A 20,863-nucleotide genomic window follows, 5' to 3' on the forward strand; every position below is an offset into this window, starting at 1 on the left:
AGAGAGTTTCATGGAAAAAATTAAGATCCTGAAGAATGAAATTTTTACTATCGGAGTTGAGGAAAGAAGTTTTTCGGTAAATATCTCTAAACGGGATCCATCGCCGTTACTCAAAGATCAATACTTACTCTGAACAGAGCCTTGAAAAATAAGATCTGAAACCTTTAATCTGAAAATTCAAATTCCTACGCAAAACAGGGTGGAAATTAGTCCATCTATGTCGTAAGCTAAACAACGTGGTTTTCCGCCCTACTCCTTTCCCGCTTCTGTAATTGTTCAAATCTAGATAAATTTAAAAAGGACTTGCAAAAAGCCTTAAAGTACGCAATATAATGTTAATTATCGTGCGTATTCGGAATTTTTAAAATGTTTCAGCCGGCTCCGACCCAGTCTTCAAACTTTGGCGCAATAAGTACAGATCAAAATTTGATCGAGAATCCAGCGCTGATGTATTTAGCTACGCTTGGCAGTAAAGATTCCTATCGCTGCATGAAAAGTAAGTTGAATAAGTTCGCCCGATTTTTCGGCTACAAAGGTTTAGTAGATTGTGATTGGAAGTCAATGCAGCCGAATCATGTCACTGTTTTTTTGGCAGCTCAGAGTTGGGGGTCTGCTAGAACCTATAACTGTTATCTCTCAGCACTTAAATCCGTGGCGCTAAACGCCTGGCGAAATAAGCAAATTGATCTAGACCATTTCCAAAGAATTAAATCTTTAAAACAGCGAAGAGTTTTTAGAGCCCCATCGGGAAGAGCGATTTCGTCTGAAGAATCTGCATCGCTGATCAAGTCGCTAGAAGCAAATTCCTTGAGGACGGTGAGAAATAGGGCAATTTTCTATTTGATGTTAGGTTGCGGATTACGCAGAGCCGAAGTCTGTGAATTGAGAGTAAAACAGGTTTCTTTTAAAAATAGGGCCGCCAAAATTATCGGCAAGGGCAATAAAGAAAGAACTATTTATTTCCCAGATGCTGTTCTTGATGTTCTGAAAACTTGGTTTGAATTCAGGCAGTTAAATAAAAATGAGATTGATGCCGGTTTTGTATTTGGGCGTATCGACAATAAACTGCGGCTTTATTTGGACACGGCACTTGATCCCTCTTCCGTTTCTCGAATAATAGAAAAACTAGTCACCGAAACCGAAAATCTGGACAGCAGACTCACGCCTCATGACCTGAGAAGAACTTTTGCTACTCGCCTCATCAGTAAAAACGTAGATATTGTGGAAGTGCAAAAACTCATGGGACATGCCAGCGTCGCAACGACAGGAAATTACGTTCGCAAGGATGAGGAAAATTTGAGGAAGGCGGCTGAAAAAGCAGAACTCTGAACCTTCAAGAGGAATGCTTCTCATTGCCCAAGATGTCTTGAATAACTTAGGAAAGATACAACTCAGCTGACTCTCTAAGGTAGAGACCTCGGTAAATGTAGCATCACCCTTTATAGGTTATCTGTCTTGTCAATTTTATTCGAAAGTAAACTACCTAGAAAAGATAGTTAATCTCATTATCCGAATCTCATAAGTTAAATTACTTTGCGTTGAAAATTTAGCTAAAAAAATAACTGGCGATTTGGCAAAGAGTAGGAAGTAAAAAAGAAGTCTAATAACACACCTCAATTTTAAGAATTATGTTATTTTCATTATAAATCAATCCTTTTTTAACCTAGGTTAAGAAACTTTGATTGCTTTTCTCAAAAATTTATGAGTATGGATCTAAGAACTTTTTAACGAAAGTGACTTCCGGATTTGAGGCTTTTTGACTTCCGAGTTTAAGGCTATCTCACTTCCATATTTATAGGCCTCTTCGATTGGCAAATGCTGAGCGTTACTAGAATTAGTTTGTTAATTTACTCCTATTGTTTACCATTTTTAATTATTTTTATTGTTAGATATTTGAAATTATTTAATTAACCCTTTTTTCGTTATATTAGCCAAAGGGTTAAGATTAGTTGCTTCGCATTGTTTGCTTCTCATATATAGTTGGGTCGAAAAACACATGTTATTTATAATCGGAATCTAAAATTGGAGGCGTCCGTGGTGTCAAAGGAAATAAAGCGAAAATTTTTGGTGATTGATGATTTTTGAAAAAAAAAGAATCAGTCGGAGTGCTTTAACGACAGTGCACCAGGAACATCTACTCCATTACCCCATCCTTACAAATCAAACTCTATCCGCGACCAAAACGGCAAAAAACTTAACAGCTTTTGTACATCTCCACGAAGTAAAAAATAAGTTTGCAGGGATCGTCGGCAATCCCTGCAAAAATACCTATCTAAGTTCTTGTCATTCTTAGTTGGCTGTTGGATCTTAACTGCAGTCTCTAACACCTTTAGAAGTCAAATTGTGGCGGAGGTAGTTGCTGAACCAATCATTGATTGATGCTAGCTTTCCATCATTGATTTCACGGCAATTCTTCCAAAGGCCATTGCCTTTCCGATGGATGACCCTGTCATGTAAGCAGCTCCATGAACGCCGCCCGTCATTTCACCGCATGCGTACAAGTGTGGAATTTTTTCTCCGAAGACGTTTAGAACTTCTGCTTTAGTGTTGATTTTGACTCCGCAGTAGGTGGCAATAAGGCGAGCTGTGGCCGGATAGATATAAAAAGGTCCAGTTTCGATTTTTACTAATTCTCCTGATCCCGAGTTAATACTTGTTCGATTGAAATCTGGATCGGGTATTTTGTTGTCTATGTTGGAGTTGTAGCGAGTAATCGTCTCTTTTAGGCCTTTTGGATCGAGGCCAGCTTTTATTGCTACTTCCTCGATTGTGTTTCCTCGAAAAGCGCATTCAGGCTCTTTACCCTGATCATAGAGTTCCATCCATTTTTTCTCTACCAGCTTCGCTTTCATTCGTTTTTGTCTGATTGGTTCATCAAAAACGATGTAAGCAATTCCATTTTCTTCTTTTAGGGCTGCGTCCCCTAAGAGTTTGTAGGATACTGATTCATCGACGATTCTCTTGCCTTTTTTGTTTGTGATAATTGCGCCGCTCCAGAAAGCCTGGCAGCTTCCGGAATGACGAGGATTTGCCGGATAGCAGAAAGTTGCCTTAATGTATTCAGTATCTAAGGTATCGGCTCCATAAGCCATTGCCATTAAGATCCCGTCGCCCGTACAACCTCCTCCGGCCCTTGCCTGTGCTTTAAGCATCAACGGGTTAAACCTTTGGAGCATTTTAGGATTCATAGCGAAGCCGCCGGCTGCTAATAAAACCCCTTTCTTTGCTTTGAAGTAGAGAATTTGCCCATCCTTGTTTTTTGCTTTCACACCGCCTATGCCTTCCAGCTCATTATCCCAAACAAGGCGTTCTGCTGGCGTATTGAGTTTGAGATCGGCTCCTTTCTCCAGCACGTATTTTTTCATGTCGCCGACCAAAAGAGGAGGAGGAAAATTATGAGCTCTCGGAACAGTCGAGCCTCCGCCATGAGTGATTTCCGTGGGTTTGATGCCTCTTTCAAGACGAATGAAGTTGTAGTGTTCTTTCGTTTCCTTAAGATAAGCCTTGATGAGTTCGGGATCGTTTTTATACTGCCCAGTCTTCAGCATATCCGCCAATGCCTTCTCGTCGCTGTCAACAATACCCCTTTCATGCTGATCGACCGTATCTGTAACAGCCCATTTTCCTCCGCAAAGAAGGGAAGACCCGCCTACGATGGCTGTTTTTTCCAGAATGAGCGTTTTAAGGCCTTTCTGCATGGCCAAGCAGCCGGCAGCAAGACCGCCGTCCCCCGCACCGATAATGATAATGTCATATTCAGCGTCCCATTTTTGAGGAGCCGGAGTAAAGGCGTGGGCTTGGGAAGTTGCTGCAAGCGTAGAGATAACGCCGGTTTTTAAGAAACTGCGTCTATTGAGCATAGTTATCGACCTTTTGAAATATTGATTTCGCCTTTCTTCTCAAAGGTGGCGAAGATACAAGACTCATGATTTCTCGGAATTGGCTTTCTTATCCAATCCCGAGAACTGGTTCAGCACCTTATGATCCTCTTCGGAAAGAATCATTCATTTGGAATAGAAATGTTTATATATTTCGGTGCAACTATTGACGAACGATTAGCTGTTTGCGATATCCAGTGCAGCCAATCTGCCGAATGAGAAAGCTTTGCCTAGAGCCGTGCCTGTCATATAAGCTGCACCGTGGACTCCGCCGGTTGCCTCCCCGCAGGCATAGAGTCCGAGAATCGCTTCTCCGAAAACATCAATGACTCGTGCATTCGCGTCGATTCTTAAACCACAATATGTGGCAATACATCTTGGTTTTGTGGGATAGAGGAAGAAAGGTCCCTTCTCAATCTTGAGAGGCTTGCCGAAACCTGACGTGAGCGAATCACGTCCGAAAACACTGTCTTTCCCGTTCATTTCAATATCTGAATTATATTTAGCAACCGTCTCTTTGAGATTTTCAACGTTTACGCCTGCTTTTTTCGCGACTTCTTCGAGCGTTGCGCCACAGAAGCAGAAGGGAGCATCTTTTCCGGCGTTGAGGAATTCATTGTTCAGAACCATCGCATTGCGGGGATGCTCTTTAATTCTGCGGTTTCGAATATTTTCGTCAAAGAGTTGGAAGGTGTATTCGTCCGGCTGAGCCAAGGCAGCATCGCTCAGCAGTTTGTAAGATTTGGATTCGTTCACGAACCTCTTTCCTTCATGGTTGACGATAATTGCACCCGCGTAATAGCAATGGACGGAATCCGGATAATTTCCGAGCTGGTAGCCGAATGTTGCTTTAATGTAATTAGTGTCAAGCACATCCGCGCCGTAAGCCTGCGCCATTTTTAGACCGTCACCTGTATTTCCTTTGCAGCCGGCGGGTGTGACTTTAGCCATCAGCGGGTTATATTTTTCCATTAATTCTTTAGAGTACTGGAATCCGCCGCTTGCAATGATGACACCTTTGAGTGCTCTGATATTTAAAACTTCAGAGCCCTTCCTGGCTCGGACGCCTACAATTCTTCCTTCATCCCAAATTAGCCTTTCCGCCGGTGTATTAAACAAGAAGGGGACATCCTGCTGATCTTTGACATAGGTAAAAATTTGAGTCAGCAACTTTGAAGGAGGGTAATATAAATGCGCCCTCGGCACACTCATTCCGGAGACAGCATTGACGGACTTTGGTCTTGCCCCGAGAGTGTTGTGAATGAAATTGAAAACTTCTCGGATACTTTTGATGTGAGCTTCGACAAGAGCCGGATCGTTTTTATTTTGACCGACTTTTAGCATTTCTTTTTTAAATAGTTCTTCGCTGTCCTTAATTCCTTTTTCTCTTTGGATTGGGCTGTCAGCGATAGAGAGCTGGCCGCCGCAAACTGCGCTGGACCCTCCCGGGAAAGCCAATTTTTCCAAAACGACAGGTTTGAGGCCCTTCTCGGCAGCATAATGAGCAGCCATCATGCCTCCGCCGCCTGCCCCGATGATAACGACATCATAGGTTGCGTCCCACTTGGCAGGAGCATTAACGGGTGTCGCTTGAGATGTCCCGGCCAGAATAGCAGCGCCTGAAAGAACAGATGTTTTTAGGATATTTCTTCGAGTTAGTTTCATGATTTCTCCTTTTCGTTTGAGCCAACGATAAAGAGCATAAGTCGAAGGACTACGCGCGTATGTGTGCAATTTACAATTGAAAAACAAGGACGGATGCAATGCTTTCAAATCTCGGGATTAGTCTTACGACGGCCGGCTTCTTGTTAACAGCCTGCCCTTTGATTTCTGCTGAACCAACTGATGTGCAGACCGCGCCCGTATATCTTTACGGAGTTGAATTTACTCGGCCCTCATTCGAGCTCAAAATTGCCAAAGAAACCTATGAGGTTATTCAGAAGTCTATAGAACCGAGGAAACTCATTGTAAGAAACGTTACTACCTCCGGATTGGATGAGGCCATCAAGGAGAGAAAAGCCGATATTGTGATTGCCAACAGCGGTATTTATCGACGTTACTTACAGAATGGATGGAGAGACGTCCTGACTTTGGCAACCGGCGTTCAGCCCAATCCCGACCAAGCTGTCGGAAGTTTGATTTTGGCTAATAAAAAGCTCGGGATCAATACGATTGAGGACTTAAAGGGGCACTCGATTGCCTTAAATACGCCTTCAGCTTTTCAAGGAACACTCACCATCAAGAAAGAGTTATTGGATCGCCACTATGATCCGGATACCTTTTTCTCCAAAATTCTCTACCTAGGCACAAATCCCCAGAAACGTCTGGAGGCCGTAAGAAACGGAGAAGCCGACAGCACATTTCTCAGTGTTTGTTATGCGGAACGGCACAAGAGAAAGACGGGCTTTGATTTAACGGAAGGATTGGATGCCGTGGGAGTCAAGCCGAACTTATCTTCCCATTGTTTAACATCAACGGACCTTTATCCGAATTTTTCTCTCCTGGTTTCTTCGAACTTAAGTTCTCAGATGATTCGTCAAATTGCAGAGAATCTCTTGAGAATTAGGCCTAATGCTGATGGAGAGTATTGGACATTCGCAAGCGATTACGATCCGGTAGACAAGATGTACGAAGCTCTAAAGGAAGGCCCCTATCAGCACCTTAAAAGTTGGACGCTGACAAGAATTTGGAATGAATTTAAAACGCTGATCCTGTTGCTAATTCTCTCCCTTTTTTTCGCTATTTGGCATATTTATGCCACCGGAAGAGCAGTCTACAAAGCCACCAACGACATCCTCCAAGCCACACAGGATCAAAAGAAAAAAGCCGAAGAGGTTCAATCTATTAAAGATGCATTGGTGGTTTCCAGTCTTTCAAGTGTTATCGCTCACGAGTTGGGTCAGCCTCTAGCGGCCTGCCTTTTCTACGCTAATAGTTTAGACAAGCTTCTGAAGAATTGGACAGACGCGAAAAAGACGATTGCCTCAGAAGCTACGGACTCCCTGCAGCAACAGTTAACTCGCATTACAGAAATTCTGGGAGTTGTTCAAGATTATGCGACCAAGAGGAAAAGTAGAAAAGAGTTCATCTATCTTAATGATTCCATAACTAAAATCGTCGCTAACTTCGTTCGCTCACAGCCAGCCTCAAAAAAATTATTCCGTTTGGACCTGTGTAAGAATGACCATAAGGTCTGTTTTCCTCAGCTTGAGTTTGAAATTGTGATCAGCAATCTGGTTAGGAATAGCTATCAGGCACTAAAGGACAGATCCGACCGGGAGATCCGAATTAGTACAAAAAATTCGAGATCCTCGGGCTTCGAAATTTGCATTACCGACAACAGCGGAAAGTTCACAGAAGAAGTACTCTCTCAATTAGAGTGGCCTTTAGTCTCAAAAAAAGAAGAAGGTATGGGATTAGGCATAAGCATCGTCAAATCCATTCTTAGGCGGCATGGAGTCGGAGTGAAATTTCAAAGATCCGACGATAATAATCTAGTGTGCATAATCACCGTCTTCCCCAATGAAAAAAACGAAAATTCCGGAGGAGAGAATGAATAAAAGTGCCCTCATTCGAGTTGTCGATGATGACGAAGCATTATTGAAAGCCATTAAATTTTCGTTAGAGCTTGACGGTTTTTCTGTAGCTACCTATGGTTCAGCTGAAGCTTTTTTAGAGAATGACGATCTGGAAAGGTCCGGCTGCATAATTTTGGATTACCAAATGCCGGGGCTTAACGGGATAGAGGTCCAAAGACTCTTATCCGAGCAAGAGACAATACTTCCCATTATCTTTCTTACCGCACACGCAGACGTGAATATGGTTATCGGGGCTTTTAAGGGAGGTGCATTTGATTTTCTTCGCAAACCGGTTGTACCTGAACTGTTGACTCAGGCAATAGAAAAGGCCGTTGAAGAAAATGAACAGACAATCGAAAAACTAAGGGAATCGGCTCCCGAGAAACGCTATGAGCATCTCTCTGAACAACAAAAGCAAGTCGCTAAGCTTATCGCCAGAAATTTAACGAGCTCCGTAATCGGAGAGCGTCTGGGTAAAAGCCGAAGAACTATAGAGAGACACCGGGCTAATGTGCTGCATTTGCTTGGCGTTTCAACTCCCTCGGAATTAAAGGATTTTCTTATAGCTATTAATAAATTCTAATTTCGCCCGGCGAATATTCTGGAGGACGTTAGATCTCCTCCCTTTCTGCGCGCACAAATCATTCATCAACGCATGTATCTTTTTTCATGGACACCTCGTTAAAAATTTTCTTTTGATAGCTAATAAGTCTTAATCAAGCCATCGATTTTTCGTCTAACGACAACCTACATGAAACCTAATAAGAAGTACTTTTATTCCCAAGCAAATCATTAAGCAACGCGGAAATCCTCTCCGTTATTAGACTTTTCGGAAGGCTTCTCCTGCAGAAGCCTTAATAGGCGGCAAGAACGTACCCTTTTTAAAAATTAATTAATCTTCCGCCGCATGGGCGGACTGAATTAATTCGCTGATTGTGTGCACTTGAAGTTTTTTAAAGGCCCGCGCGCGATGAACTTCCACTGTGCGTGTACTAATTCCAAGTCTCTCTCCGATTTCTCTGTTCAACAAGCCCTTAATAAGTAAAGATACGATTTGCGTTTCGCGCTCAGTTAATTCCTTGTATCGTTCTTTGATTTCTTCGTGATCAAAGGAAAGTCCTCGCTTGATTAGATCAAGTTTGACAGCTCTAGAAATGACCGGAACGAGCTTGTCTTCTTGAACAGGCTTGGTGAGAAAATCAACAGCTCCCTCATGAAGCGTTTTCACAGCCATTTCTATATCACCGTGTGCCGAAAGAAATACGATCGGAATTTGCCGCAAGTGCTGCTTGAGTTCACCTTGTAGTTCGATTCCGGTCATTTCCGGCATTCGTACGTCCAGGATCAGGCACCCCGGAATTTCCGGGTCATCGTTGAGAAGAAAATCTGCGGCACTGTAATAATCGGCAACTTCCCAGCCCTCCGACTCTAACAAAAACCGAATTGCGGCTCTCAGGTCAGAGTCATCATCGACGATACGAACTAATACCTTTATTTCTGAGTTTGGCATGCAAATCCGTCCTTTGCCAAAGGGAAGCTGACTGTAACCGTCAGACCAACGTCGCTGTTTCGCTTGAAACAAATCTTTCCTTGATGAGCTTCCACAATTGTTTTAACTATCGTCAAACCGAGCCCCATCCCGTTTTCCTTGGTTGAGGTCAGCGGAACCTTAAGTTTCTCAAATTCTTCTTCCGAAAGGTTTCTGCCTTTGTCTGAGATCGAGATTTCAACTTTGTTATCCGCCCACGTTACTGAAATTCGTATAGGTTCCGATACATTTCCCTGAGCTTCCGAAGCGTTTCTCAGAAGATTTACGATAACCAGTTCCAATTCCAAACTATCTGCCCAAACGAAAGAGTCTGTTTGGAATTCGGTTTTAACCTTGACGCTTCCGTTTTTCGAAGTTTCAAAGTTCTCTACCGCAATTTTGGCAATCTCCGCGGCATCGATCAGTTCGTGTTTTGTCTTCTTCTGCTTGGCGTAGCTTCGGACCTTTTCGATAATGCTCTCCATTTTGACGCACTGCTTATCAATGAGGCTGAAGGCAGAAACAATTTTGGAGTTTTCCTTCGTGTTTTCAAGCCCTTCTATGACCCTCAAGCCTCCTCTTGTATACATCTGAATGGTGGCCAGAGGCTGACGAAGTTCATGCGAAATGATGCTCGACATTTGACCGATTGCGCCCATCTTTTGAAGGGAATCCAATCGCTCGGAAGCGCTCTTTGCTCTTTGCAGCAGCTGGGTTTGGGATTTGTGGGCAAGCTCGAGTTCTTCGGTTTTGCGTCTTACTAATATTTCGGTTCTGAATCCGTGCGCGATCAATCCGAAAATGCAAAGAAGAAACAAGGCCAAAAACGGCCAATAGGTGCTCAAAAATCTGTTGACAGTCCATTCCCGCAGATAGTACCAAGGTCCGAGTTTGAGGTCTTTGAAAAGGGAGTCTACGCCGTGGTAGTTTGATGCCAGCCCCCAAAAGGCGCCCTTTTCCGTCGGGGAAATAGCCAAAAGGACTTGGAGCACTTCTTTGGCTTTCTCCGGAGAAATATGCCTTGTTGTTGAAATAGTCCATGAAGGATAAAGGTCCGTGGAGTGAGAACAGTTAAGCTCCTTTTTTCGATCTCCGATAATCCTCAACTGGTTAGGATCTGTCTCCTTCGGATCAATCATGTCTTCGAAGTAGCAAAGCCTTAAGAAACCGACATCGGCTTTCCCATCCAAGACTGCCTGCACGACTCCCTTCATTTTCTCTCTTTCCCCGGTGAAAATTGTTTTGGAGAAAAAACGTTCAGGGTCGTAGCCGGCCTTAAAAATTTCGTACAAGCCGATTTGGTATCCGGAAAATCCCGTCGGAGAATTAGCAGCGAGAATTTTTCCCTTCAGATCCTTGATGCTCTGAAGGTCAGTCCGGTCATTCCGAACGATAAATGCGGTGCCTTCGCTGTGATTCGGATCTGGGAATCTCGGAGAGGCAAGTGCCACGAGATCTCGGACTCCTTCAGAGGACATCCGGCGGTAAAGACCCGCGCTGGAAAGAAAAATATCTACTTCGCCCTCTTTGATCGCCTCTACTAAGCCGTCCAACGAATAGTGAACAATCCGAAAATTTTTCGGACCGAAGTGGTCCGTAAGCACGCGTTCAGTTTTGAGAATCAGGTCCTCGTTGACGTTCGGAACGCGGGAAGAAACGCCTAGTGTAATTGTGTCGTTAGAAGCTTGAGCGCAGGGTATGATTGCGCTCAAGCTCAAAGTCAATATCAATCGTTTTGATCGTGTCAAAAAGCTCATTTCGGCATTTCGAATTTGAACTGATGACATTCCGCACAAGCTAAAGTCTGCTGCTTATGAACGCCGTGGCATTCTCTGCAGTCTAAATCGCCGAGGTGGTTGGCATGAACATTGTTGGGTGTCATTTTGGCAGTTCTGGCGGCTAACGCCTCATAATTGCCGTGACACTCCTGACATTTTGCAGTCTTTACACGCTTAGCCGGCGGAGTCTCCGTATGACAGGCCTGACACGTGACACTTTTGCTCATATGCGCTTGTAAAAGAGCATCGTCGGCGCAAAAAGCGCTCGAAGAGGAAAGCGCCAAAATAAGAGCCAAATACACAAATCGCATGATTTCACCTGTTAGTACGACTCTCGAAAGAGCGTTTACCCTCCGATAGCTAAGGAGGGCAAACAGTTTTAACGGGAATTAGCCTTGTTTAGCACCGGCTCGAGCCGCTGCTTGTTCGCCTGCGATTCTTCCCCAAATAACGGCAGCTGTCAGCTGAGAGCCGACGATATAGTCATGGTAGAAAATACCGCCGAGCGCATTTCCGGCTGCGTACAGACCCGGAATCGGTTTGTCGTCGTTATTTAAGACTTCCGACTTAGCTGTAATCATCGGGCCGCCGAAAGTTGCAGTCATGCCGCCCTGGAACGGGAATGCCATGAAAGGTCCCTTTTCGATCAGACGCGGTTTTTCGAGGGTGTTCGGAGGTGTCAGCGTGTTGGCTTTGCCTGCCTTCACTGCATCGTTGTATTCCTTAATGACAGAAACAACCTGCTCAACCGGAAGATTGGCGGCTTTGGCCATTTCTTCAATGGTGTTGCCAGTATAAATCGGAGCCTTCGCTCTCTTATAACGGTCGATACGGGCTTTAACTGTCGGAACATCGACAACCTGGCTGTCAATGATGATGAAAGCCCAGTTGTTCGGAATGATCTTCGGCATCTTCTGTGCTACGGAGACGTAAGTCTCGGCTTCGTCCAGGAATCTGGTGCCGTCTTCTTTAAGCAGAACGCCGTAGTTAACCATTGTGGAAGGATTAGCGCGTGTGGGTCCGTGGATAGGACCGGCATGGAACTGGTCCATATTGACGTACTTCGGATTGAAAGGCATTGTCAGAGTGATGTTTTCGCCCTGAAGAACGTTGGATCCGCGAATCGGCATCCAAGCAACGTCACCGTCCATGTAGCGGCATACCATTTCTTTGTTGGCATGGAAGCCGCCGGTGCAGATGACTACACCGCCTTTAGCCATGAAGTCAACGGCTTCATCATCCTCATTGACGGCTCTGCAGCCTAAAACATGCAGACGGTTGTCGCCGATCAAAGAAATTACTTTGGTATTAAAGAGAACTGGGATCTTCTTAGCTTTAACAGTGTCGAGCATCTGTTTGGAAAGCTGAGCTCCACCCGGTTTGAGCTTGCCGTCAACCACGTGACCGCGGTTCAACCCCGGGAATACTTCCACAACGATGGGTTTGAATTTGACGCCGCATTCATCTGTCAGCCACTGAATAGCGCTTCCGGACATTTCGCAGTACTGACGGGTTAGAGCTTTGTCGCCGCGCTGCTGGGAGACGATCATCATGTCACGATAGAAATCGTCGATCGTGTCTTGAAGTCCCTGCGCTTTCTGGACATAGGTGTTGGTGGCGTTGAAGTGACCGCCGGCAAAAATCGTGTTGCCTGCCGGACGGGACATCTTTTCCAAAATAACGACTTTAGCGCCCTTATCGGCAGCTTCAAGAGCAGCAGCCATGCCTGCGCAGCCGCAGCCGATGACAACAACGTCATATTCTTCAGTTTTGACAGGAGCAGCAGCTTGGGCCTGTACTGCAACAGGGATCACAGAGGCACCTGCGGCAGCCATTCCGAAAATGCTTCCTTTGAGCAATCCGCGACGGTTAATACCGGTCATATCATTCTCCTTGGTTTTGTGAGCCGCTTATTGTTAAGCGGTTATGTTAATTCTAGGTTTAGACGATACGTACGTATCCCCCAAAAAAGAACGATCGCTATCCCTAATTGCCTACCCGATTATTAGTAAGGCAGAGCGGCCGGTGTATCCCTTTTAACCGAACACAATTTGTGTGATAGCGATTGCACCCGGATCGATAAGCTAAACGGATTCCGCATATAGATTGATTTCTGCTGTTGACCTAGGATTACTGTGTAATTTATCGATATAAAAATAATTTTATTTTTATTAGTTTATCCTATATAAATAAATAGTTAGTTAATTCATCTAACTTCGATTTTCTGTTTTTTCATTAGCGTAATCAGCAAATTTATCGATAAAAAAGACTCTCTAAACTTTAATTAAGGAAAGAAATTTTCCGGGATCAACCTGATCATTCTTTTGGAGAAATATATGTCTAACAAAATGTGGGGAGGACGATTCGCTGAGGTTCCTCCTAAATTCGTCGAAGAATTCGGAGCCGTCATCAAAGTCGAAACCCGCTTATGCCCGTATGACATTCAGGGCAGTCTCGCTCATGTCACGATGCTGGGCGAAACCGGCATTCTGAAAGCCGAAGACGTCGAAAAAATTAAAGAAGGTCTGAAACTCGTCGGCAAAGAAATCGAAGAAGGCAAGTTTACTTTTAATGCCGAAGATGAAGACATCCATATGGCAATTGAAAAACGTCTGACGGAACTTATCGGACCGGCCGGAGGAAGACTGCACACAGGTAGAAGCCGAAACGATCAGTGCTGCGTAGACAGCTATCTCTATTTCCGCGACGCTGCCAAAGAATGTCAAAGATTAATTGTTGAAATCCAAAAATCCCTTTACGAACAGGCAGAAAAGAATTTCGGTGTGATTATGCCGGGCTTCACTCACCTGCAAGTCGCTCAGCCCGTCTTGGCTTCTCATTGGCTGATGGCTTACTTCTGGATGCTCAAACGCGATTACGCGAGACTTCAGGGATTCCTTGACCGCCTGGTCGAGTGCCCCCTGGGCGCCGCGGCTTTAGCCGGGACAGACTTCCCGATCGACCGTTGGTCTACCGCCAAGCAGCTGGGATTTGAAAAGCCCACCGAAAACAGTATCGACACGGTTGCCGACCGAGACTACTGCATTGAATTCGCGTCTATTGCCGCGATGAACTACATGCACCTGTCGAGACTATGCGAAGAAATCATCATATTCGCAAGCCAAGAGTACAAGTTTGTCGAGCTTTCCGACGACTTTACGACGGGCTCTTCCATCATGCCGCAGAAGAAAAACTGCGACTTTGCTGAATTAATTAAGGGTCGCACCGGCCGCATGTACGGCTACCTGCAGGCCATGCTCACCATGATGAAAGGTATTCCGCTTGCCTACGACAAAGACATGCAGGAAGACAAGTTCTTGTCTTATGAAACGATTGATCTCTGGCAGAGCACGATGAAAGTTATGGCGCCGATGGTCCGCAAGATGAAAATCAACGGCAAACGCACTTATCAGGCGGCTTCCCACGGCTTCTCTACGGCAACTGATATGGCCGACTACCTCGTTAAGAAAGGCATGCCGTTCAGAGACGCTCACCGAGTCGTCGGTCAGACCGTCAGAGACTGCGTTGAAAACGACAAGACTTTTGATGATCTGACGCTTGACGAATTTAAGGCTCAGTCCGAACTCTTTGACAAGGATATTTTCGAGGACATTTCTCTTGAACACTCCGTCGGAGCGAGAAAGTCTTACGGCGGCACGGCACCCGAAGCAGTCAAAGTGCAGATGCAGCATGCCGAGGAGTTCTTAGATAAAGCCCACAAAGACTTGGAATAAACCCAAAAATGTAATTTAGAACGTTAGCCCTTAAGCCTCAACATGACCAAAGCAGTAAATACAAAACAAGTTCAGCCCCTAGTCGCTCTTGGGATCCTCTTTTCTTTATTAAGCGCGATTACGTATGGTCTAAACCCCATATTTGCGAAACTTGCTTATTCGTGTGATTTATCAGGCATCGAAATCCTGCATGCCAGATTCATATTTGCGGTCGTCGTGTTAGGGCTTATGGGGCCGTTCCTTCAGAAAGATTTTTATCGGTTCAGCAGATCACTGATAAGAAAGTCGCTATTCATAGGACTCTTGATACTGCTCCCCTTGAATCTTCTCTATGTCTACGCTCTCAAGGATATTCCGGCATCCATGATGAGCTTGATCACTTATGTCTACCCGTTAATCATTTTGGCAATCAACGGCCTTATTTTCCACAAAAGTATCCGGGCGAATCAGATTGTATCCATTACGTTTATTCTTCTAGGGTGCCTCTGTATTTTCTCGGATGCCTTTAAGGCCAATATCACTTACACGGCGCTGGGCTTAGGTTTTCTTTCGACCTTCATGTATGCCGTATATCTGCTGTCGCTTCAGCAGCTGGCGACGAATGTGTCTGCGTACCAAATCACTTTTTTAACCCTTCTATTTTCAACTATCGGACTTTGCTTCCTTCATAACCCTCTGTTTATCCTCAGGTTCGATGCCATGCAGCTTGGGACGACGTTCGGTTACGGCGTTGTTTCTACCGTCCTGTCCACCATTTGTGTCTCCAGAGCCGTTCAGCTCTTGGGCGCAACGCAAGCCGGAATCTTTTGCTCTTTCGAGCCTGTCTTCACGATCGGATTTGCGGCCCTATTGTTAGGAGAAAGCATCCCTGCCTTCCGTTTGGTGGGAATGGTTTTTCTGATCCTGGGCATCGTCATTCCCAATCGAGCAGCGATATTCAAGATTTTCGAAGCAAAGTTCATCTCATAGGAGAACAACGATGGACATGATGTTTTGGATGGAACTAGCCGTCGTCATTATTGCCATCTTCATCGGTGCAAAATGGGGCGGTGCCGGTCTCGGCGCAGCCGGCGGTATCGGTTTAGGCGTTTTAGTATTCGGTTTCGGTATGCAACCGGGTGCGCCTCCCGTCAGCGTGCTGCTCATCATCACAGCCGTCATTACCTGCGCCTCGATTTTGCAGGGCTCCGGCGGCTTGGATTTCTTGGTGAGCATCGCAGAAAAGCTCTTAAGGAGAAATCCCAAGAACATCACTTTCATGGGCCCGCTGGTCTGCTACCTCTTTACACTCTTCTGCGGAACCGCATATGTGGCTTTCTCGGTCTATCCCGTGATTGCCGAAGTTGCTATCGGAGCCAGAGTGCGTCCCGAACGTCCCCTGACAATGTCCGTGATCGGTGCTCAGTCCGGCATCACCGGCTCTCCGATGTCGGCAGCAACCGGTGCCATGATTGCCCTCTTGGCGGTTAAAGGCGTTACACCTTTGCAGATCTTCTCCGTCGCCATTCCGGCCTGCCTCTTAGGCGTGCTGATCGGCTGCGCCTTCATGTTCAAAAAAGGTAAAGAATTGGCTGACGACCCCGAATTCCAGCGCCGCGTTATGAGCGGAGAATTCCAGGACAAGCCCATCAATACCGACAGCCGCAACTACTCTTCCAGCGCTAAGAAAGGCGTGATCGTGTTTGCCTTAGGTATTCTTGCCGTCGTCTTCTTCGGCTCCTTCCCCGACTTAATGCCGTCTTGGGAAAAGGCCGGAAAAGTCACACGTCTTTCCATTCCGAACATGGTCCAAATCGTCATGCTTTGCTGCGCCGGCTTGATCATGGTGATTGCCAATGTCTCTCCGAAGAAGCTCGCCGACGGTTCCGTCTTCCGCTCAGGTTTAATCGGCATGGTCGCAGTTTACGGCGTGTCTTGGTTAACGGCTACTTTCTTCAATTTCTACAAACCGATGTTTGTTGCCGAGTTCGGAAACATGATCCAGGGCGCACCAATCCTTTTTGCGGTTGCCTTGTTTATTTTGTCAGCAGTGCTCTTCTCTCAGGGCGCAACCGTAACGGCATTAGTTCCGATGGGTATCGGCCTCGGAATCTCTCCGGCAGACTTAGTCTGGATGTTCCCGGCTGTCAGCGGTTACTTCATGATTCCTGCGGGCGGTGCCATCATCGGCTGCGTAGCCTTTGACCGAACAGGAACAACTCAGATCGGTAAGTTTGTGTTTAACCACAGCTACATGCTCCCCGGAATTGTGACGACTCTTAGCCAGTTGGCTATCGGCTACGTCATTTCCAAATTCGTTTTCTAACGAATATAGAGCATCAAAGAGCCGGAACGAAAACTTCCGGCTTTTTGTTACTTACAATGATTTAAAAAATTTGGAGCTGTCATGCCACTTTCTCCGCAATCTAAAGAATTCTCTAAAGTTGAAAGATACCTTTTTCGAACCCAGCCCCAGCCGGGAGATAAGGTTGCCGGAGAAGACGAACTGATTCAAGCTTTGGGCTTGACTCGTTATAAGGTTCGGCAGGCGCTCGACCTCTTGGTCCAGATGGGCGTTTTAGAAAGAAAAAAGAAGCGCGGTACGTTTGTCAAAAGACAAGCGACCAACGACATGACCTACAACATTCTCGAGCAGCTTAAGTTAGCCGGCTTTGACGAGCTGGAATTCAACGAGGCGCGGCTCATGATTGAGCTCTCGGTTTTGCCTTTTGTGATCCGAAGACTCACGCCTGCCACTCAGGCTCAAATGAGAAACTTGGTCAACGGAATTAGGCTCAATGCCGGAGACCCTTTGAAAGCCGATGCGATTCTGATGGATTTCCACCTATTGATGCTTCATTGCTGCGGAAACCGCGTCATGGAAGTCTTTGCCAATGTCGTCAGAACCTACTTTCAATCCACTAAGAGTTTAGTCAAAGACATGCCGAAGGAATTTTTTGAGGAGAAGGCCACACTTCTTGAAGGATTTTTAAAGGCGTTAAACCGCAACGACCTTCCTGAGGCAACCGAGTTGCTGAGACAGTCGATCGAAGCAAAACCTTCTGCCTTGAAGGAATAGACGCGCCCTCCCGCCGGACTATTTTCCCCGGCAGGAAGATCGCCCTTTTTCGCAACTTTTCTTACTGCTGTTTTCTTTCCATCAGTTTTCTGGCCCAGAGTCTCACCAACTCTATTGAAACCGGTCCCTTCCGAATAAAGTCCTCAAGTAAGCGGGAAAATCTTATCTGTGCGATCACCGGGCTCACGGAGACACCAACGGCGCACTCCCTCATGAACTTCATGACTTTTTCTTTGTCGATGGTTTTCTTCAATGAATCAAATCTGCCATAGGCATTTAGGTTCCCGTCGGTGACGGAAGAATTGATGAAGTCAACGAGCTGCTTTTTATCTACTCCTGTGATTTCGACAAATTGATCAATTTGCTCTTCTTTTTGATCCTTAAGATATTTTTCGAGAAGGTTTTCCAGTGTTTCATTTCCTTGGACGACGATTTCTCCGCTTTTTATTTTCGCGAGAAGATAGTCGGCGGCCGCCTGTTGCTCTCTTGATAGCAGACAGTAGTGCCCATGAATCTCGTTTAGAAGGCTCTCCAGGTGATCTTCAGGATCTTTATCTTGGACGGCCTTTAGAAACACCTTGAACCGGCTCTCAATATAATCCAAATCAATTTTGAGGGAATTTATGTTGAGCTGACCATCAATACTTTCCAACGGGCTCTCTTCCGGCCTGGTTATCGGATCCGAAATCGTTCCGGCTAATGCCTCTTTTAATCGCAGCAAGAGGACTTCATACAGCGTCTTGGTTAGCCCGATATGAACGCCTCTGGCTTCTCCGTCATCTTTAAACGTGTAGTCCTGTTTTTCTAATCTGTATCCCTGAACGGTTGCCAAACGAATCACCGACATTAGCTGAGACATTTCTTTAATGAATTTATTTTTGTCTTCTTCCGCCGGCGGAACTTTGCTGAAGTCCTCTATACCGGCAGCCGCGAAAATATTGACGATCTTTTTAAGTATTTCATTGAGATCAAAGAGATTTTTCTCAAGCTTGTCAGCAAAAATTCCTGCGGAGTGACCGTTGGTGTAAAGCTTTACTGCTTCTGCCACTCTGTTGTCCATCGTGAAAGGTTTTCTGTAATAGCGAATCCTTCCGAAATCTTTATCATCGTCCAGAAGCCGATTCGTCCGGGAAAAAGCCTGGATTAAGCCCTCGTATTGAAGCATCTTGTCGAGAAAAAGCGTGTTGACCCACTGAGAATCAAAGCCAGTCAGCATCTGATCAACAACGATAAGAATGTCTAACTGTTTACTCCTATCTTTGTCTATCCCGCGATAATTTTCCTTATGAGAAAGTCTCTCAGCAATATCTCTTTTGAAGTCGGAATCTCGCTGTAAAGACAGACCAAAATCCTCATTGTATTTCGCATGGATTTTGTCAACCCATTGAGTCTTATCAAGCTTAGAGTGATTAATTTCCTGATCACCGTCCGAATTATCAATAGAGGGGTCAAACAAAGCAGTAATTTTGAGCGCTTCATAGTTTGGATTTCCCTGCCTGCGCTTATCTATTTCCTTTTGAAAAAGATCCCAGTAAGCAATCGCGTCTTCGATGCTTGAAGTCGCAAAAATAGCGTGGAATTGTTTTTCCGTTCCGAACGGATGGGTTAGTTTTGGGAAGTCATCAAGGATATTTTTGACGACTATGTTTCGATGCTTTTCCTGCTTATATTGTGCGTCGGGAATGAATGATTCAATTCCCTTTATTATCTTTCCTTCGCTGTTAACGGACTCTCCCATGGGGAGAGCCATGACCTCGTTAAAGACGTCTTTTTTCTTTTTGTCTTCAATTAGGTCCTTTTCGTCTTTAGCATCAGCTGCCCGCATAGCGACTTGCTGACGCAGTTCTTGCTCTTGAAACGTAGAAACTCGGTCTATCTGGAAGCCTAGGACATTCTTATCTCTTATAGCTTCGGCAAGCGTGTAAATGTGAATCGTGTCTCCGAAGATATCGCTGGTAGTAGCTCCGACTTTTTTATTGGTTTCGGTAATCGGCGTTCCGGTGAAGCCGAAATAAGTTGCTTTGGGGAAATTATTGCGGATATCTTGCAGCATATCTCCGAATACCGATCGATGGCACTCGTCGATAATGAATACGATTTCTTTTTTCTGTAATTTTTCCAAGTCCGGCAGAGAAATAGTCCCACCTTCCTTGATCCGGCTCATTTTTTGGATGGAGGTAACGATAAGTCCGTTGGAACCGGTCCCTTTGTCTTTAAGTTTTGCAATGAGTTCCGCCGTGGAATCCACAGTGTCCACGCTGTCATCGACCAGGGACATATTGTTATAGGCAGTATGCGACTGAGTCCCTAGCTCAATTCTGTCTACAAGAAAGACGACCTTATCCACCTTTCCGGAAGAAGCAATGAGCTGGGCGGCTTTAAAACTCGTCATCGTCTTGCCGGAACCTGTCGTGTGCCACACAAATCCGCCTTTGCGGTAATTGTCTACATAGACTTCGTTCTTTTTTTCTTCTTCGTAGTACCGATGAGAGATGCCGTCGGCTGCGTAATATTGGTAGCTTCTCATTACCTTGAGAATATTGTCTCCTCTGTCGGCAACCGTAAAGAAGCCCACCATCTTATGCGCCATCGGAATAGACAAAAAGTCTTCGGCGATCTTCCGCCAATCGCTAACAATATTATTTTTTTCGTCCGCCCAGTGGAAGACAAATTTAGGGTTGATCGGTTTACTGCCCGGATGAGCGAAATAACTCATCTCGTTTGGATTCATCGCGACGAAAAATTGAACAAGCGAAAAAATACCTTTACTGAAAATACCATGCCTTAAATAACGCTGGATTTGATTTTTTGCATCATGAATGTCAATGCTATTAGCTTTTAATTCAATGTGAATAACCGGCATCCCATTGATAAGGAGCATGATATCTCCTCTTTCCTTTTTGGAAACGTCGCCTTCAAAAATAGGCTGTTCGGCGATTTGATAGCGGCTTCTTCCTCCGGCAATTTGATTATGATCAAATATGACTAAAGAAACGTATTCCGAAAGCTGAGGCGCTTCCGGATTGTCTCTCAGAATTGACATAGAGGAGCCATTAATAAAAAGATTTTTATCAAGCGGTAGAGGTGAGCTGTCCACTTGCTTGAGAATTTGATCCATCTCGGAATCTGATAACGGAACGCCATGCAGGACATCACGATTATTCTCAAAAATAATCTTTTTCCAATTCTCGATTAAGTCCTTTTCTGTCGGCCGATAAAAAACATCCCCCTTCCAACCTTTATTTTTCAGGGTGTTAATTAAGGCCTTTTCGAATTCTGCTTCAGATTTAAATAAACTTCCGGTCATAA

At 45.2% G+C, this 20,863-nt stretch carries 14 protein-coding genes and 1 pseudogene; 8 read left to right on the top strand and 7 right to left on the bottom strand.

The features are described from left to right. A pseudogene (locus ACZND6_RS10210) lies at positions 1–133 on the top strand (IS1595-like element ISBuba1 family transposase); the annotation flags it as partial. Between the two features lie 233 nt (positions 134–366). Next, a complete protein-coding gene (locus ACZND6_RS10215; protein ID WP_418533915.1) occupies positions 367–1,329 on the top strand; it encodes a tyrosine-type recombinase/integrase in 963 nt (320 codons plus the stop codon). 1,052 nt (positions 1,330–2,381) lie between these two features. On the opposite strand, the gene ACZND6_RS10220 is transcribed toward ACZND6_RS10215, so the two are convergent. Continuing rightward, entirely contained in the window at positions 2,382–3,860 is a 1,479-nt protein-coding gene (locus ACZND6_RS10220) for an FAD-dependent oxidoreductase (protein ID WP_270208056.1), read from the bottom strand. A 195-nt stretch (positions 3,861–4,055) separates the two neighbouring features. Next, complete coding sequence (locus tag ACZND6_RS10225; protein WP_489524632.1) at positions 4,056–5,543, bottom strand: FAD-dependent oxidoreductase; 1,488 nt, start codon at positions 5,541–5,543, stop codon at positions 4,056–4,058. A 98-nt stretch (positions 5,544–5,641) separates the two neighbouring features. Here ACZND6_RS10225 and ACZND6_RS10230 point away from each other — a divergent pair, with 98 nt between their 5' ends. Both ACZND6_RS10230 and ACZND6_RS10235 read left to right on the top strand, forming a co-directional pair. Continuing rightward, positions 5,642–7,438: a sensor histidine kinase gene (locus ACZND6_RS10230; protein WP_418533923.1), complete on the top strand. Its 1,797-nt coding sequence runs from the start codon at positions 5,642–5,644 to the stop codon at positions 7,436–7,438. Continuing rightward, positions 7,431–8,039 carry a response regulator transcription factor gene (locus ACZND6_RS10235; protein ID WP_418533926.1) on the top strand — a complete coding sequence of 203 codons (609 nt, stop codon included), beginning with the start codon at positions 7,431–7,433 and terminating at the stop codon, positions 8,037–8,039. The genes ACZND6_RS10230 and ACZND6_RS10235 overlap by 8 nt, the downstream gene beginning before the upstream one ends. A 309-nt stretch (positions 8,040–8,348) precedes the next feature. On the opposite strand, the gene ACZND6_RS10240 is transcribed toward ACZND6_RS10235, so the two are convergent. From ACZND6_RS10240 to ACZND6_RS10255, 4 genes are all read right to left on the bottom strand, one after another. Beyond that, positions 8,349–8,966, bottom strand: a complete 618-nt coding sequence (locus tag ACZND6_RS10240) for a response regulator transcription factor (RefSeq protein WP_008864427.1) — start codon at positions 8,964–8,966, stop codon at positions 8,349–8,351. Next, entirely contained in the window at positions 8,948–10,696 is a 1,749-nt protein-coding gene (locus tag ACZND6_RS10245; RefSeq protein WP_418533928.1) for a sensor histidine kinase, read from the bottom strand. The genes ACZND6_RS10240 and ACZND6_RS10245 overlap by 19 nt, the downstream gene beginning before the upstream one ends. 41 nt (positions 10,697–10,737) lie before the next feature. Then, complete coding sequence (locus tag ACZND6_RS10250) at positions 10,738–11,073, bottom strand: cytochrome c3 family protein (RefSeq protein ID WP_008864425.1); 336 nt, start codon at positions 11,071–11,073, stop codon at positions 10,738–10,740. Positions 11,074–11,151: 78 nt separating this feature from the next. Further along, a complete protein-coding gene (locus tag ACZND6_RS10255) occupies positions 11,152–12,645 on the bottom strand; it encodes an FAD-dependent oxidoreductase (protein ID WP_418941626.1) in 1,494 nt (497 codons plus the stop codon). A 453-nt stretch (positions 12,646–13,098) separates the two neighbouring features. Between ACZND6_RS10255 and argH the strand changes: the two genes are divergently transcribed. The 4 genes from argH to ACZND6_RS10275 all read left to right on the top strand — a co-directional run bounded on the left by argH (position 13,099) and on the right by ACZND6_RS10275 (position 17,554). Next, the gene (argH, locus tag ACZND6_RS10260) at positions 13,099–14,496 is read left to right on the top strand and encodes an argininosuccinate lyase (RefSeq protein WP_293737852.1); all 1,398 of its coding nucleotides are present in this window, start codon (positions 13,099–13,101) and stop codon (positions 14,494–14,496) included. Positions 14,497–14,538: 42 nt separating this feature from the next. After that, positions 14,539–15,465 (top strand): DMT family transporter, encoded by a 927-nt coding sequence (locus ACZND6_RS10265; protein ID WP_278385448.1) that lies wholly within the window; start codon positions 14,539–14,541, stop codon positions 15,463–15,465. Between the two features lie 10 nt (positions 15,466–15,475). Further along, the gene (locus ACZND6_RS10270; protein WP_278959448.1) at positions 15,476–16,801 is read left to right on the top strand and encodes an anaerobic C4-dicarboxylate transporter family protein; all 1,326 of its coding nucleotides are present in this window, start codon (positions 15,476–15,478) and stop codon (positions 16,799–16,801) included. Positions 16,802–16,882: 81 nt separating this feature from the next. Then, the gene (locus ACZND6_RS10275; RefSeq protein ID WP_008864420.1) at positions 16,883–17,554 is read left to right on the top strand and encodes a FadR/GntR family transcriptional regulator; all 672 of its coding nucleotides are present in this window, start codon (positions 16,883–16,885) and stop codon (positions 17,552–17,554) included. A gap of 61 nt (positions 17,555–17,615) precedes the next feature. On the opposite strand, the gene ACZND6_RS10280 is transcribed toward ACZND6_RS10275, so the two are convergent. Continuing rightward, positions 17,616–20,861, bottom strand: coding sequence for a type I restriction endonuclease subunit R (locus tag ACZND6_RS10280; protein WP_489524633.1), 3,246 nt, complete (start codon positions 20,859–20,861; stop codon positions 17,616–17,618). Positions 20,862–20,863: the final 2 nt, after the last annotated feature.

Source organism: Parasutterella sp., assembly GCF_057870745.1.

Excerpts from the sequence above, each read along its gene's own strand:
- ACZND6_RS10215 (WP_418533915.1), top strand. The coding sequence starts at position 367 with ATGTTTCAGCCGGCTCCGACCCAGTCTTCAAACTTTGGCGCAATAAGT.
- ACZND6_RS10220 (WP_270208056.1), bottom strand. The coding sequence starts at position 3,860 with ATGCTCAATAGACGCAGTTTCTTAAAAACCGGCGTTATCTCTACGCTT.
- ACZND6_RS10225 (WP_489524632.1), bottom strand. The coding sequence starts at position 5,543 with ATGAAACTAACTCGAAGAAATATCCTAAAAACATCTGTTCTTTCAGGC.
- ACZND6_RS10230 (WP_418533923.1), top strand. The coding sequence starts at position 5,642 with ATGCTTTCAAATCTCGGGATTAGTCTTACGACGGCCGGCTTCTTGTTA.
- ACZND6_RS10235 (WP_418533926.1), top strand. The coding sequence starts at position 7,431 with ATGAATAAAAGTGCCCTCATTCGAGTTGTCGATGATGACGAAGCATTA.
- ACZND6_RS10240 (WP_008864427.1), bottom strand. The coding sequence starts at position 8,966 with ATGCCAAACTCAGAAATAAAGGTATTAGTTCGTATCGTCGATGATGAC.
- ACZND6_RS10250 (WP_008864425.1), bottom strand. The coding sequence starts at position 11,073 with ATGCGATTTGTGTATTTGGCTCTTATTTTGGCGCTTTCCTCTTCGAGC.
- ACZND6_RS10255 (WP_418941626.1), bottom strand. The coding sequence starts at position 12,645 with ATGACCGGTATTAACCGTCGCGGATTGCTCAAAGGAAGCATTTTCGGA.
- argH (WP_293737852.1), top strand. The coding sequence starts at position 13,099 with ATGTCTAACAAAATGTGGGGAGGACGATTCGCTGAGGTTCCTCCTAAA.
- ACZND6_RS10265 (WP_278385448.1), top strand. The coding sequence starts at position 14,539 with ATGACCAAAGCAGTAAATACAAAACAAGTTCAGCCCCTAGTCGCTCTT.
- ACZND6_RS10270 (WP_278959448.1), top strand. The coding sequence starts at position 15,476 with ATGGACATGATGTTTTGGATGGAACTAGCCGTCGTCATTATTGCCATC.
- ACZND6_RS10275 (WP_008864420.1), top strand. The coding sequence starts at position 16,883 with ATGCCACTTTCTCCGCAATCTAAAGAATTCTCTAAAGTTGAAAGATAC.
- ACZND6_RS10280 (WP_489524633.1), bottom strand. The coding sequence starts at position 20,861 with ATGACCGGAAGTTTATTTAAATCTGAAGCAGAATTCGAAAAGGCCTTA.